We start from the raw sequence: 13,608 nt of genomic DNA on the forward strand, positions 1-13,608 counted from the left end.
CCATAGGCCGCCCTGTCGTCCGTTACCAAGAGGAAATATATGTCGCATCGCCTGAACAAACTGACGGCAGCCGCCGTGATTACCGGAGCTTGTGTCCTGACCGCCGGGTTGAGCGGCTGCAAGAAAGAGGAGTCGGCGGCCACGCTGGTGGCGCAGGCCAAGCAATTCCAGCAGAAGGGCGACAACACCGCCGCCATGATCCAGCTGAAGAACGCGCTGGCGGCCAGTCCGGACGACGGCGAGGCCCGCTACCTGCTCGCCAGGCTGTCGCTGGATGGCGGCGACGTGCTGGCCGCTGAGAAGGAAGTCCGCAAGGCCATCGGCCTGAAGTACCCGGAAGCGCAAACCATGCCGGTGCTGGCGCGCGCGCTGCTGATGCAGGGCAAGTTCAAGGAAGCGCTGGATGAAACCGAGGCGGCAGCCAAGGCCGGCGGCGCCGAACTGCTGAGCGTGCGCGCCGACGCCATGCTGGCGCTGGGCAAGCGCGACGAGGCCAAGGCCGTGTTCGAATCGGTGCTGCAAGGCCAGCCCGCCTTCGCGCCCGCGCTGGTAGGCTTGGGCCGCGTGGCGTTCCTGGCGCGCGACCCGGCCGCCGCCATGGCGTATGCCGAGAAGGCGGTCGCGGCGGCGCCCAAGAACGACGAGGCGCTGCTGTTCAAGGCCGACCTGCTGCGCGCCCAGAACAAGCCCGAGCAGGCGCTGGAAGCGTATTCACAGGTGCTGGTGGCCAATCCGGCGCACCGCTCGGCCCACATCGAGAAAGCCTACCTGGAAATCTCTTCCGGCAAGTACGAACTGGCCCAGGCCGACCTGGCGGCGGCCAAGAAGACCACCCCCAACAGCATGATGGTGACTTACACCCAGGCCTTGCTGGACTTTACCCAGGGCAAGAACGCGGCGGCCCTGGAGTCGCTGCAGAAAGTGCTGCGCGCGGCGCCCGAGCACATGCCCAGCATCCTGCTGGCCGGCGCGGTCAACCTGAACCTGGGTTCCATGCAGCAGGCCGAGCAGCACTTGCGCAAATACCTGGAGAAAAACCCGGACAACCTGTACGCCCGCAAGATGCTGGCCACCACCTTGCTGCGCGGCGGCCAGACACCGGATGCGCTGGCGGTGCTGGCGCCCGCGCTGAAGAGTACCGAAACGCCGGACGTGCAGCTGCTGGCCCTGGCCGGCGAGTCCTATATGCAAGCGCGCGATTTCAACAAGGCCACCGAGTACTTCGAGAAAGCCAGCGCGCTGGAACCGAAGACGGCCTCGTTGCGCACCTCGCTGGGCTTGAGCAAGCTGGGCAAGGGCGACCAGGCGCAAGGCATCAGCGACCTGGAAGCGGCCGCCGCGCTGGACACCAAGTCGCTGCAGTCCGGCATCGCGCTGATCCGCGCCGAGATCGGCCTGCGCAATTTCGACAAGGCGCTGGCGGCGGCCACCCAGCTGGCCAAGAGCCAGCCGAACAACCCGGAAGTGTCGCAGCTGACCGGGGTGGCCCTGCTCGGCAAGGCCGACGCCGCCGGCGCGCGCGCCAGCTTCGAAAAGGCGCTGACGCAGCAAGCCGGCTTCTTCCCGGCCGTGGCCGCGCTGGTGCAACTGGACATGTACGAGAAAAAACCGGAAGCGGCCAAGCAGCGCCTGCTGGCGCTGGTGGAGAAGGACAAGAAAAACCTGGACGCGATGACCGCGCTGGCCGGGCTGGCAGCGTCCCAGGGCCAGCAGGCCGAAGTCACCAGCTGGCTGGAAAAAGCCAGCGCCGAGCATCCGGACGCGGTGCAGCCGGCGCTCCGTCTGGGCGTGCATTACCTGCGCAGCGGCAAGGCCGCGCAGGCGCTGACCCTGGCGCGCAAGCTGCAGCCGACCTATCCGTCCAATACCGACGTGCTCGAACTGGTGGCGCAGAGCCAACTGGCCACCAAGGACGTCAACGGCGCGCTGGAGTCGTACAGCAAGCTGGCCGGCCTGCTGCCGAAGTCGCCGGGCGTGCAGCTGCGCCTGGCCGAAGTGCACATGGAGTTGAAGAACGAGGCCGCCGCCGCCGATGACTTGAAAAAGGCACTGCAGCTGCAACCCGACCTGATCCAGGCGCACGTCATGCAGGCCGGCATGCTGGTGCGCCAGAACAAGCACGATGCCGCGCTGGCGGTGGCGCGCCTGGTGCAGAAGCAGCATGCAAAATTGCCGGCCGGCTACGCCATGGAAGGCGACATCCTGGCCGCGCAGGGCAAGGTGGCGCTGGCGCCGCCGCTGTATGAGAAAGCCTTGGCGCTGGGCAAGGCGCCCGGCTTTGCCATCAAGCTGGCCGACGCCTACCGCGCCAGCGGCAAGGTCAAGGAGTCCGAGCAGGTCGTGGCGCGCTGGCGCAAGGACAATCCGAACGATCCGGCGGTGGCCATGTACCAGGCTGAAACCAGCCTGGTCACCAAGCAGTACCCGATTGCAATCGAGCAATTCGAAGCTATCCTGAAGAGTAATCCGAAGAACGCGGTGGCCCACAATAACCTGGCGCAGGCGTATGCGCAGGTCAAGGACAAGCGCGCGCTGGCTGCGGCCGAGCAGGCGGACAAGCTGGTGCCCGGCCATCCGGCCATCATGGACACGCTGGGCTGGATCCTGGTCGAGCAGGGCGATGTCGCGCGCGGCCTGCCGCTGCTGCAAAAAGCGGCCGCTGCCGCAGCCGGCAACGGCGAGATCCGCTATCACTACGCGGCCGCGCTGAGCAAGTCGGGCGACAAGGCAGGCGCACGCAAGGAACTGGAACAGCTGTTGGCTACAGGCAAGACATTCCCGCAGGCGGACGAAGCGCGGGCCCTGCTGAAACAGCTCTGATCCGCCCCCCTCCGGGTCCGCAAGCCGCATGCACAGCGGCTTGCGCCCGCGCGCACGGTTGAATTTGCATGTGCGTGCTGGCCGGAAATAGGTTATCTTTGCGCCTGAGCTTTGGCTTGCATGTGGTGAGCCAGTGCCCGGCGCCCGACTGATGTGCAGATAAGGAACGCACAATGCTGCTCGAGCGAATATTCGGCAAGCGCGACATTCTCATCCCGTATTTCGACTTTGCCAGCGTCATGAAAGGCGTAACGGATTCGGCCGTGTTGGCCGAGATCTATCGCCTGCGCTACGAAGTGTATTGCCTGGAATGCCATTACCTGGACGCGGCCGAGTTTGATGAAGGCAAGGAAACGGACGAGTACGACCCGTGTTCGATCCATTTCGCTGCCTACACGCTGGACCAGGCCATGGTGGGCACGGTGCGCCTGGTGCAGCCGGGGGAGGGGCAGGTGTATCCCTTCGAGTCGCACTGCACGGTGTTTGAGGATTTCACTATGCCGCCGCGCGAGTTGGCCGGCGAGGTGTCGCGCCTGGTGGTGAAGAAGACCCACCGGCGGCGGCGCGGCGATACGCTGGAAGGCGTGTCGAAGGAGTTTATCGAGCAAAAGGGCGGGCCGGCTGCGATCAAGCCGCCCAGCGGCAAGGAGCAGCGCACCAACAGTCCGCTGCTGCTGCTGGGGCTGTACCGCGAGATGTACCGTTATAGCCGCAAGCATGGCATCCGTTACTGGTATGCCGCCATGGAGCGCTCGCTGGCGCGCTCGCTCGACAAGATGGGGTTCCGTTTCGTCCCCATCGGGCCGCAGGTCGACTATTACGGGCCGGTAACGCCCCATATGGTGGACCTGGATGAACTGTACGAACGATTGAAGCAGGAAAACCGTTTTCTGGCTGCTTGGTTCAATGACGAGCCTATCCCTTTCTGGACGGTGGTGAAAACCATGGTAGCCACGTTCATGATCGGGCGCACCAGAAAGAAATGAAACCCGTAGGAGAATTCGCTGTATGGCGCACGTATTTGCAGGACCAGGCTACCGCAGCGTACTTTCCCGCCAGGAATATCAAGCCCATTTCGAAACGGTGGACCACGCCAACCGTAATATTTTCCGTTCCTTTCGCGGCGACCAGCACGGCAAGGTGCCGCACGATATCTTCAAGCTGCGCTACGACGTGTACTGCATCGAGTGCGCCTTCCTGCCGCAGGCCGAGCAGGCCGGCGGCATGGAGCTTGACGAGTACGAGACCCGCGCGGTGCACATCGCCGCCTACTCCATGGATGAAAAGCTGATCGGCACGGTGCGCCTGGTGCAGCCGGACGCCGAGCAGCCCTATCCCTTCGAGCGCCACTGCGCCGTGTTCGACCATTTCGACCATCCGCCGCGCGAGCTGGCCTGCGAGATTTCCCGCCTGGTGGTGCGCAAGGAGCATCGCCGTCGCCGCGCCGACAGCCTGGACGGCGTGCCGGGCCTGCCGCCGCTGGTGCCGGCGGCCGAGCGCCGGCATGGCGAGCGGCGCCGCGATTCGCCCATGCTGCTGTTCGGCATGTACCGGGAAATGTTCCGCCACAGCCGCAACGTCGGCATCCGCTACTGGTATGCCGCCATGGAGCGCGCGCTGGCGCAGTCGCTGCAGCGCATGGGCTTCGGTTTTCAGCCGATCGGCCCGCCGGCCGACTACTACGGCGCCGTGGTGCCGTACGTGCTCGACTTGCACATGCTGGAAGCCAAGCTGGCGGCCGACAACCCGAAGCTGTCGGCCTGGTTGCACGAGCGCCCGCAGGCGCTGCTGCCAAGGCTGGCCTGGCAGCGCAACCCGGCGCGCAAGCATCCGCGCACGGTGCGGCCGCGCTCCTGACGCGGCCCGGCTTAGTCGGCGCTGATCCTGATCTTCTTGGTGACGTGGTTGCGGAAGCTGTGCACCACGATATTGGGCGCACTCTCGACCGGCAGTCCGGCCAGCATGTCGTGCATCATGGTCACCGCCAGCGCCGCCACCGAGAACGTGCCCACCGCGATCTGCGAAGCCGGGCAGGGACGCCCGTCGTCCATGATGGTCAGCGCGCGCGCCACTTCTCGCACCACCTGCTCGTCCAGGTGGGCGCCGATGCGCGCCATCACGCGTCCGAACACGGCGGTGTAGTTCAGGTTGCCCTCCGCCGCGGCGGCCTCCACATCGCGTTGCAGGATGGCCGGCAGCGACTCGGCCGCGCCGGCCGGGAAGTACAGCACGGCGGCGCCGAAGCCGACGTTGATGGCGGTGAAGATGGGCTTGCCTTGCATGGTGGCGGCCATGTGCAGCGCCAGCACCGCTTCCAGGTCGACGAAGTCGATGGTGTCGAACACGATGTCGACCTTGCCCACCAGTTCGGCCGCGTTGTCCTTGTCCAGCATCTTGTAGTGGGTTTCCACCCGGGCTTGCGGGTTGATGCGCAGGATGTGCTTCTTCAGCGCTTCCACCTTGGGCTGGCCGATATCGTCCTGGTCGTAGAACTGGCGGTTCAGGTTGTGCGCGTCGATGGTGTCGCCGTCGATCAGCACGAAATGCTGGAAGCCGCTGCGCGCGGCGCAGATGGCGACCGGGCTGCCCAGTCCGCAGCCGGCGAACAGCAGCCGGGTGTCGCGTATTTTGGCTTGCGTGGCCTTGTCTATATAACCCTCATTGCGGGTGACGAAACGGTCATAGTCGAATGCGTTAGCCATGGCGGAAAAACCCTTTGCATGTGTGGTTGGACGGCGCCGCGCGTGGCGGCTGGGCTCGTTACTGTTTGACAATGCCATAGTAGCGCAAGCGCCCTGGTCTGCACAGCGGACCGGCTGTCGACTTTCTTTACATGCGCGCTCTTGCCGCGCCACGGATTTCGCTGCTTGTGCGCCTGCATGGCGCCGTTTTGCCTGGTAAATCGGCTGCAATGGGCGCTGCGGACCGCGCAATGTCCGACGGGCAACAAATGTCACACGGGCTGTCGAAATTCTTTACAGCGCGGGTGGCATCGGCAAATGTTCGCGGCGGTAAGGAAAACCTGGACCCCCTGTGTTCGCTAGGCGGGGCGCGGTTTGAGGGCGGTTTTTCATATCGCTGGCACGACGATTGCTTTATACCTCGGTGTGACGCTACTGACAGCGCCCTTACCAACAACTGGAGAAAAGAATGAATCTCAAGAAAATATCCGCACTGGCAGCTGGCGTGGCACTGGCGTTCGGCGCAGCAGGTTCGGCTCAAGCGGTTGAACTGGTCGCCGGCGACCTGAAGTTCACCTTCAACGCCTATGACAGCGCGACCGCGCGCTACACGGCCAATTGCACCGACGCCGCCGGTTGCGACGCGGTCACCGCACCAGGTGCCGCCGCCATCAGCGCCTACAATGAAGACAGCTGGGGTATCTTCTCGATCGCCAGCATCACCCGCGTGTCGGACAACGCCATCCAGTATGTTGCTGGCCAGGGCGGCAAGTTCCTGACCGGTATTTTCGGCGGCCTGCGCGACTATGACGTGCAGCGTACCGTGCTGGGCGGCGCCGGCGGCGTGATCGACCAGGTGCTGGCTGCCGGCGGCTGGCTGAAAATGTTTGAAAACAACAGCGACTACAGCGCCATCCAGGGCACCGCCGGCCGTACCGGCCAGTACGACTACAACGGTATCAGCGGCGGCACGCTGGTACTGGACGCGGTGTTCGCCACCGGTATCCTGGGCGGTAACAACAGCGCCACCTACAGCGGCTTCTTCAACGAAAACGGCATCACCGGTGCTTCGGGCGGCTACCTGAACGTGACCGGCGGCAGCTGGCAGACCAAGCTGGACACCGATGGCCTGGTAGATGAAAACGGCAACTCGCGCGATCTGCTGCTGACATCGACCTTCCAGGGTTTCAAGCCAGCCAATCAAGTGGCTGACTCGACCGTACTGGCCAGCGGCCATGTAACCGGCGCCGCCATCCCTGAGCCAACCTCGCTGGCCATCTTCGGCCTGGGCCTGGCTGGCCTGGCAGCGCTGCGCCGCCGCAAGCAGAAGTAATCCGGCACCGCGCGGCATGGCGCCGCGCGCAGCCAGACTGACCCGCCCGGGCAACCGGGCGGGTTTTTTCATTTCAGGGCCGGTAGTTCAGGGCCGGTAATCAGGGCTTTTTCAGCGCGCCGGTGGCAGCCGCCCCGGCCGGATACGGATGCAGCGCATGCTTGTACAGCCGCGCCAGCCGTTTCACGTATTCCTGTGTTTCAGCGTACGGCGGCACGCCCTTGTAGCGGTCGACTGCCTTCTCACCGGCATTGTAGGCGGCCGCCACCAGTTGCACGTCGCCGCGGAAGTAGCCCAGCAGCCAGCGCAGGTAGGCCAGGCCGCCACGGATGTTCTGCTCGGCGTCGAACGCGTCTTTCACGCGGAAGCGTTCCGCCGTTTCCGGGATCAGCTGCATCAGCCCTTGCGCGTTCTTGGGCGACACTGCGCGCGTGTTGAAGCCGGACTCGATGGCGATGATGGCCATGGCCAGCTTGGGATCGATATCGAACTGCGGCGCCAGCAAGTCCACCAGCGCGCCGATTTGCTTGCTGGCCTGCGGGTAGGGCGCGGCCTGCTCGGGCGGCATGGGGGCAAACGGCGTGTCGGGCAGCATGCAGGCCGGCAGCGGCGTGCTGAGCGAGGCGTTGGTCATGTGCAGCATGGCTTGCGCTTGCGGGTGGCCCTGCGCGGCGGCCATCCCGAACAGCTGGGCGGCGGCGCCGTCGTCGCGCGCCGCGCCACGGCCGTTGGCCAGCATCCAGCCCAGCGCGTACTGCCCTTGCGGGTCGCCCTGGCGCGCGGCGCGGCAGTACAGTGCCAGCGCTTGCGGCATGTCGCGCGGCACTCCCTCGCCGTGCTCGAGCCGCGCGGCAGTCGCCAGCAGTTCAGCCACGGCCGCCGGGGCTGCGCTGCGCGGCGCTGCCGCCGTTGCCGCCACTGCCGCCGCTGCCTCGGACGGGGTCCCTGCCGCAGCCGAGGAAACCAGTCCCAGCAGGCCGGCCAGCAGGGCCGCCGGCCGCAGTGCGGCGCGCAAGCGGGTGGGGCGGGAAATGCGGGAGGAAGGTGCGGACATGCTGCGCTCCTGTGATGGCAAGGCCATGCTTGATTGTAGAGCAGTCAGGGCTGCGCGGCTTGATCTTTGTCTTTGGGTGACAGAAAAGCTTTGTGAAACAAGTGGCGTGCCAGCAGCAGCGGCGGCATGCGCAGCCAGTTGGCACGGATGTACAGCAGGAAGCGCGCGGCCGGCGTGAAAGCGTCGTCGCAGCTGGCGTGGGCCGGCAGCAGCGCGCGGCCGTACAGCGCGTCCATCAGCCGCAGCAGCAGGGCGCCGGGGCGGCCCGGTTCGGCCGCCGCCAGCGCCGCCGGCGGCAGCGGCGTGTGCAGCAGCTGCGCCGAGTAGCGCAGCGCGTAGAACAGCGGCCGCTGCAGCTGCAGCTGGGCGGCGCGCTCCTGCAGCGCCGGCCAGAAGCCGGGCTCGGCGCCGTAGTGGCGCAGCAGGCCGTCCAGGTCGACCAGGTCGCGCAAGCCGTGTTCCAGCTCGCCGTCGAAGAACAGGTGGGTGGCGCTGTGCAGCACCAGGTCCGGCGGCGCCAGGATCAGCAGGCCGGGGTGGCCCGGCAGTTCCTGCGCGGCGGCGCGCAGCCGGACCGGGTCGGGGTGCACCGGCGCGGTCTGCGGCAGGATGGCGTGGTGCACATCGATGGCGGTGCGGCGCTTGACGTGCTCCATCGGCGGCAGCTCGTGCATCCACTGGCGGTAGTAGCGCTGGTCGTATTCGTCCAGATGGGTGCTGGCCCAGCCGTGCAGCATCAGCGCCATCTCGGCGTCGTCCAGCTTGTCCTTCGGCAGCAGGATGTCGATGTCGGAAAACAGCCGGCCGCTGGCCGGCGGCAAGCCGGCCAGCGCGTACGCCGCCCCCTTGAGCAGGATCAGCGGCGTGTCCAGCCCGGCCAGCGCGTGGCGGATCTGCGCCACTTCCCAGCGCACCGCCTGGCTGTGCCGTTCGGCCACCGTGCGCGACCATTCGAGGTGGCGCCGCGCCGGGGCCGGCACCCGCTCCAGTTCGCCGCGCTCGCGCAGCAGGTAGTACAGGCGCGGCTGCAGGTTGGCGCTGGCGCACTGGCGCAGCAGCAGGTTCCATTCGGCCTCGCCGTAGCCGGCCAGCAGCGCGGGCTGGCGGAAGGCCAGCACCGCCAGCGGGGCCGCGGAAACGGCGCTCATGGCTGCTCCGCCAGGCGTGCGAACAGCTCGACCGCCTCGTCCAGCCGGCTGTAGACAAAGCTGTAGCAAGCCGAGGCGCCCACCAGGTCGGCCATGGCGTCAAAGCCGGGTTCGGCCAGCAGGCTGTAATTGAAGGAATTCTGGGCTACGCGCAGCACCGTGCCGGCTTTGGGCAGCGGCGCCAGTTCGGTAGCGGCCCCGGCCTGGTAGCGCGGGAACACGATCCAGCCCGGCGCGGCGCGCTCGGCCGCGCGTGCCACGCTGTCGGCCGGCGCCTGCAGGTGCGCGACCGTGCCTTTGACGGTGTCGGCCACAGGCGGGCTGAACACAACGTCGCCGAGGTAGGCCTGCATCAGCGGGATCGATGCGTTTTTCAGGCTGACCGGCCGAGGCAGGGGCTGCAGGCGGCCGTCTGTCAGCTGCACTAGCGCCAGTTCGTCCGACAGCAGGCGCCAGCCCCGGTGCGCCAGCGCCGCGCACAGGGTGCTCTTGCCGGAACCGGGTGGCGCGGGCAGGATCAGCGCGCGGCCGTTGCGCTCGAGTACGGCAGCGTGGATGATCAGGCAGTCGTGCGCCCGGCTCGACACACACCAGTTCAGGCCCCATTCAAACATAGGGAAGGCTTGCGCCAGCGGCAGCGGTTTGAACATTGAGGTGCCGTTGTGCATCAGCATCACTTGCGGCCGCCACCAGCGGCGCGGGCCGCCCGGCCGCACTACCCGCAGATGGAAATCGGCGAAGGCGCACGCATCATGCAGCGGATAAGCGCCGTACAGCAGGCTCAGGCCGTGCGCTACGCTGGGCACGCCGCTTTCCAGATGGGTGGTGTAGGCCCCGGTCTGCAGCACGATGCCGCCGTGCGCCAGGCGCCGCGCCAGTTCGGCCGGCGTCAGCGAAGACAAGGTCAGCATGCGCGCGGGTCCAGCGTGCCGGACGCTTCCACCAGGTTGAGGGCGCGCAGCTCGTCCAGCAGTTCCTCCAGCTGGGCCAGCTCGGTGCTGTCGAGCTGCAGGGCGTCAGCGAGCACGGCCGTACCGGCCGCGCCGCGCTGCAGCGCGTTCAGGACTTCAATGGAAGCGGCGTCAAGCAGATGGGTATCGCCCGACAGATTGTTGTACAGCACGAACTCTTCGCCATCCCAGCTGCGGCTGCGCAGCCGCTGGCCAGCCATCAGGCGCCACATGGCAAAACCGGCTCAGTCAGCATGCGGCCGTGTCAGTCCATGGTGCCGCGCAGGTAGGCGACGATTTGCGGGCCGTACCATTTCTTGCCGGCCATGGGGGTGTAATAGCCGCGGCCCGAGCCGCCGGTGCGCCAGTATTCGTTCCAGATCGCCTGCACGCGGTCCGGCTTGAGGAAGGAGGTGTAGCCCTTGAGCGCGTTCTGGTAGGCCGCCACGATGTGCATGGCGACATTGTCCTGGTCGCAATCCTGGTGCGACAGCATGGTCAGCATGCTCTTGTTGTAGAAGCCGCTGCTGCTCGAGCAATTGAAACGCCGCTGGAACTTCATGCTGGGCGCGCAGCTTGAGTGCCAGGAACCGGTGTGGTTCTTCCAGTAGCCGGGCGACAGGCCCTCGCATACCACGGCTTCCGGCGCGCGGCTGTTCAGGTTGCCCGACGCGAAACCGGACGGCGAATGGCAGATGCTGCACGCCATGCCCGGCTGGCTTTTCACGGTCAGGATGGCGCCGACCGCAGCCGCGCCCTTGGTGGCGAAGCGGCGCCGCGCGGCACCGGCGAACGCCGGTTTGGCCGCGCCGGCTTCGGCGGCCGTGCCGGACGCTGCGGATGGCGGCGGCGTAGCGCCGTTGTCGCCGTTGTGCTGTTCTGAGTTAGCCACGTCTGTATCCTAGGTAAGCGGTCGGCCCGGAGGCCAAGGTCTGGTTATGAAGGGAAACAAAGCAATATTTGTTCCCATTCACTTGGTGTACACGGAACTTGATATAAATCAAGGAGTTAGCGAAAAATCCCTGGTGCCGTGCCATAACCTGGCGACTCTACCGCAAAAACTGTAAGAATTCTCGACACTATGTCGCGAGAGTATCAGAAGTAGCTCTCCGGCACCACCAGCACGTCGCCCGGGCGCATCGGCAGGTTGGCCGAAATGTCGCCGTCCTTGATCAGGTCATTCAGGCGCACGTTCAGCTTTTGTTGTTTGCCGTCCACAGTGCGCAGGATGATGGCGCGGTTGCCGGCGGCAAAGTCGGTGACGCCGCCGACCGCGATCAGCACGTCCAGCAGCGACATGTCGCGCCGGTAGGGCAGTGCCTGCGGGCGGGCGGCCTGGCCGATCACCTTGATCTGTTCGCTGTACACGCCGACGAAACCGGTCACAATCACCGTTACCACCGGCTGCTGGATGAACTTCGACAGCGCCTTCTCAATGTCGCGCGCCAGTTCGGTGGAGGTCTTGCCGCTGGCTTGCAGGTCTTCCACCAGCGGGGTGGTGATCTTGCCGTCGGGGCGTACCGGCACGCCTTGCGACACTTCCGGATTGCGCCACACGACGATGCTGAGGTTGTCGCCCGGGCCGATCAGGTAATCGGTGGCCGGCGTCGCTTCTTGCGGCAGCACTTGCTTGGTGGCGCAGCCGCCGAGTGCCAGCGCGGATAGCGCCAGGGCGCCGCAGGCCAGCCATTTCGTCATGGGAGTGTTCACGTGCATGTCCTCTTCTTGGGATAGGAAATTCTGAAATTCTTTTGGGCAAGATGCATGGTATTTTATGTAGCATTTTTGCATGCCTATTCTATACCAGCCCCTGCGGCGATAGCCGGGACCGGGCTAAAATTTTTGTCAGGGCACTTTTCTCTGCAACAGTTCCTGCACATAGCGCGCCGGAATGGCGTAGGTGATGCCGCTGGGGCTGGTGATGGCGCTTTCTTTCAGCCCCTTGATGAACACCATGTTGATGATGCCGACCACGCTGCCGTCGGCCGGGTCGTACAGCGGGCTGCCGCTACTGCCGGGGTAGGCGGTGCCGTCCAGTTGCAGGATGTTGAAGGGCGCGCGCTGCAGCGCGGCCACGGCGCGCGCGTCGAGCTGGCGCGAATTGGCCGACGGCAGGATGATGGGGGTGATGGCCGACAGCATGGCGCGGTGGGTGACCGGATGCAGGCCCAGCACCATGCCCAGCGGAAAACCGGTGAAGGCCAGCTCGCGTCCTTCGCGCAGCCCGGACGAGTCGCCCAGCTTGAGCGCCGGCAGCGGCGCGCCGCTCAGGCGCAAATGAGCCAGGTCGTGTTCCTTATCGACCGCCACCACGGTGGCCGGGCGGAAACTGAAGGCCGTGCCTTCGCCGGCGATCAGCACGCCCAGCGTTTCCTTCTGGTCGCCGTCGCTGAATTCCGGCACCACGTGGGCATTGGTGACCACGCTCAAGCCGTCGCCCAGCACCACGCCGGTGCCGTTGAACACGGCGGCCGGGCTGCGCAAGCGCTGGTAGCTGCCGACCCCCACCACCGAGGGCTTGACTGCGGCAATCACGGTGGACAAGTCGGCGCCCGCGGCGAACGGCGCCAGCGTCGAAAATCCGGCGCAGACGATGCTCCAAAGTAATATTAGTGATGGGCGGAAATTCATAATGCTCTATGTAGTCATGGCGCAACAACGATAGCAGATTTTTGCTGCAATTAGCTGTCTTTCGCACAACAATTCCGGCGCCGCTTGTGTCACAATTATGCTTGCCTCTTTGGAAATAGATATTTCACGGAGTTAAATGCGCAAAGCTGTCTGTCGGCTGCCACACAGGGGGCGGATGCGGCGCCATTTAGTAGTAACATGGCTTGCAAACTCATGTATCATAGGTGCGATTTGATGCATTTTAAGCAAGTGCGATGCGCGCAGCAATTCATTAGGCGAGATAGACAATATGGCGGAATTACAGGCACTGCTCTTAACCTTCCTCAAAGCTATCGGCAAGTACCGCTGGTACGCCGTGGCGATCTCCTGGGTGGTGGCGGTCGTTGGCTGGGCGGTGGTCTACCGGATGCCCGACGATTATCAGGCGTCGGCGCGCGTGTACGTCGATACGCAAAGCATTCTGCGGCCCTTGCTGTCGGGCATGACCAGCGTGCCCAACGTGGAACAGCAGGTGCAATTCATGCGCCGCACGCTGATCAGCCGTCCCAATGTGGAAAAGGTCATGCGCAGCGTCGACCTGGACATCAAGACCAAGACGGTGCAGGAGCACGAAAAACTGGTCGACGAGCTGACCGCGCAGATCAAGGTGACCGGCACCGAGCGCGACGACATCTACACCATTTCCTATAACAATCCCGATCCCAAGCTGGGCAAGCAGATCGTGCAATCGCTGCTGACCCTGTTCGTCGAAGGCAGCTTCGGCGGCAAGAAGCTGGAGTCGGACAAGGCGGTGCAGTTCATTGAAGACCAGATCAAGAGCTACGAGGAAAAGCTGGCCGCCGGCGAGAACGCGCTGAAAGACTTCAAGATCCAGAACATGGGCCTGTTGCCGCGCCAGGGCACCGACTACAGCAGCACCCTGGCCGACATGGCCGACAAGCTGAACGCGGCGCGCCTGGAATTGGCCGAGGCCGAGCAGGCCCGCAACGCC

The 13,608-nt window shown here is 65.3% G+C and carries 13 protein-coding genes; 5 read left to right on the top strand and 8 right to left on the bottom strand.

Going from position 1 to position 13,608, the window contains the following annotated elements:
- The first annotated feature begins 39 nt into the window (after window positions 1-39).
- The 3 genes from prsT (at window position 40) to AC6H42_RS03860 (ending at window position 4,677) form a co-directional block, all read left to right on the top strand.
- On the top strand, window positions 40-2,820 hold the full coding sequence (gene prsT, locus AC6H42_RS03850) for an XrtA/PEP-CTERM system TPR-repeat protein PrsT (protein ID WP_497547453.1): 2,781 nt from the start codon (window positions 40-42) through the stop codon (window positions 2,818-2,820).
- Window positions 2,821-2,993: 173 nt separating this feature from the next.
- Entirely contained in the window at window positions 2,994-3,806 is an 813-nt protein-coding gene (locus AC6H42_RS03855) for a PEP-CTERM/exosortase system-associated acyltransferase (RefSeq protein WP_057158505.1), read from the top strand.
- A gap of 22 nt (window positions 3,807-3,828) precedes the next feature.
- On the top strand, window positions 3,829-4,677 hold the full coding sequence (locus AC6H42_RS03860) for a PEP-CTERM/exosortase system-associated acyltransferase (protein WP_057158504.1): 849 nt from the start codon (window positions 3,829-3,831) through the stop codon (window positions 4,675-4,677).
- A gap of 11 nt (window positions 4,678-4,688) precedes the next feature.
- Here the strand turns inward: AC6H42_RS03860 and AC6H42_RS03865 are convergent, their stop codons facing one another.
- Window positions 4,689-5,522, bottom strand: a complete 834-nt coding sequence (locus AC6H42_RS03865) for a HesA/MoeB/ThiF family protein (protein WP_057158503.1) — start codon at window positions 5,520-5,522, stop codon at window positions 4,689-4,691.
- 448 nt (window positions 5,523-5,970) lie between these two features.
- Here AC6H42_RS03865 and AC6H42_RS03870 point away from each other — a divergent pair, with 448 nt between their 5' ends.
- Window positions 5,971-6,834, top strand: coding sequence for a PEP-CTERM sorting domain-containing protein (locus AC6H42_RS03870; protein ID WP_497547454.1), 864 nt, complete (start codon window positions 5,971-5,973; stop codon window positions 6,832-6,834).
- Window positions 6,835-6,934: 100 nt separating this feature from the next.
- Here AC6H42_RS03870 and AC6H42_RS03875 read toward each other — a convergent pair whose 3' ends face one another.
- From AC6H42_RS03875 to AC6H42_RS03905, 7 genes are all read right to left on the bottom strand, one after another.
- Window positions 6,935-7,888, bottom strand: coding sequence for a lytic transglycosylase domain-containing protein (locus AC6H42_RS03875; RefSeq protein ID WP_057158501.1), 954 nt, complete (start codon window positions 7,886-7,888; stop codon window positions 6,935-6,937).
- A gap of 44 nt (window positions 7,889-7,932) precedes the next feature.
- A complete protein-coding gene (locus tag AC6H42_RS03880) occupies window positions 7,933-9,036 on the bottom strand; it encodes a nucleotidyltransferase domain-containing protein (RefSeq protein WP_497547455.1) in 1,104 nt (367 codons plus the stop codon).
- Window positions 9,033-9,947 (bottom strand): HprK-related kinase A, encoded by a 915-nt coding sequence (locus AC6H42_RS03885; RefSeq protein WP_057158499.1) that lies wholly within the window; start codon window positions 9,945-9,947, stop codon window positions 9,033-9,035. The genes AC6H42_RS03880 and AC6H42_RS03885 overlap by 4 nt, the downstream gene beginning before the upstream one ends.
- Complete coding sequence (locus AC6H42_RS03890) at window positions 9,941-10,219, bottom strand: HPr-rel-A system PqqD family peptide chaperone (RefSeq protein ID WP_057158498.1); 279 nt, start codon at window positions 10,217-10,219, stop codon at window positions 9,941-9,943. Before AC6H42_RS03890 ends, AC6H42_RS03885 begins: the two co-directional genes overlap by 7 nt.
- Before the next feature lie 32 nt (window positions 10,220-10,251).
- Window positions 10,252-10,878: a hypothetical protein gene (locus AC6H42_RS03895; protein ID WP_057158497.1), complete on the bottom strand. Its 627-nt coding sequence runs from the start codon at window positions 10,876-10,878 to the stop codon at window positions 10,252-10,254.
- Between the two features lie 203 nt (window positions 10,879-11,081).
- Window positions 11,082-11,702, bottom strand: a complete 621-nt coding sequence (locus tag AC6H42_RS03900; protein WP_057158496.1) for an XrtA/PEP-CTERM system exopolysaccharide export protein — start codon at window positions 11,700-11,702, stop codon at window positions 11,082-11,084.
- Between the two features lie 129 nt (window positions 11,703-11,831).
- Window positions 11,832-12,617 (bottom strand): S1 family peptidase, encoded by a 786-nt coding sequence (locus tag AC6H42_RS03905; RefSeq protein WP_057158495.1) that lies wholly within the window; start codon window positions 12,615-12,617, stop codon window positions 11,832-11,834.
- Between the two features lie 289 nt (window positions 12,618-12,906).
- Between AC6H42_RS03905 and AC6H42_RS03910 the strand changes: the two genes are divergently transcribed.
- Window positions 12,907-13,608: XrtA system polysaccharide chain length determinant (locus tag AC6H42_RS03910; protein ID WP_497547456.1), on the top strand; the 702-nt coding region annotated here is incomplete at its 3' end.

Source organism: Massilia sp. NBRC 108631 (assembly GCF_059704565.1).

What these genes read in the sequence shown, in the direction of transcription:
- AC6H42_RS03855 (WP_057158505.1), top strand. Translation starts at nt 2,994, where the DNA reads ATGCTGCTCGAGCGAATATTCGGCAAGCGCGACATTCTCATCCCGTAT.
- AC6H42_RS03880 (WP_497547455.1), bottom strand. Translation starts at nt 9,036, where the DNA reads ATGAGCGCCGTTTCCGCGGCCCCGCTGGCGGTGCTGGCCTTCCGCCAG.
- AC6H42_RS03905 (WP_057158495.1), bottom strand. Translation starts at nt 12,617, where the DNA reads ATGAATTTCCGCCCATCACTAATATTACTTTGGAGCATCGTCTGCGCC.
- AC6H42_RS03885 (WP_057158499.1), bottom strand. Translation starts at nt 9,947, where the DNA reads ATGCTGACCTTGTCTTCGCTGACGCCGGCCGAACTGGCGCGGCGCCTG.
- AC6H42_RS03875 (WP_057158501.1), bottom strand. Translation starts at nt 7,888, where the DNA reads ATGTCCGCACCTTCCTCCCGCATTTCCCGCCCCACCCGCTTGCGCGCC.
- AC6H42_RS03890 (WP_057158498.1), bottom strand. Translation starts at nt 10,219, where the DNA reads ATGTGGCGCCTGATGGCTGGCCAGCGGCTGCGCAGCCGCAGCTGGGAT.
- AC6H42_RS03900 (WP_057158496.1), bottom strand. Translation starts at nt 11,702, where the DNA reads ATGCACGTGAACACTCCCATGACGAAATGGCTGGCCTGCGGCGCCCTG.
- AC6H42_RS03860 (WP_057158504.1), top strand. Translation starts at nt 3,829, where the DNA reads ATGGCGCACGTATTTGCAGGACCAGGCTACCGCAGCGTACTTTCCCGC.
- AC6H42_RS03865 (WP_057158503.1), bottom strand. Translation starts at nt 5,522, where the DNA reads ATGGCTAACGCATTCGACTATGACCGTTTCGTCACCCGCAATGAGGGT.
- AC6H42_RS03870 (WP_497547454.1), top strand. Translation starts at nt 5,971, where the DNA reads ATGAATCTCAAGAAAATATCCGCACTGGCAGCTGGCGTGGCACTGGCG.
- prsT (WP_497547453.1), top strand. Translation starts at nt 40, where the DNA reads ATGTCGCATCGCCTGAACAAACTGACGGCAGCCGCCGTGATTACCGGA.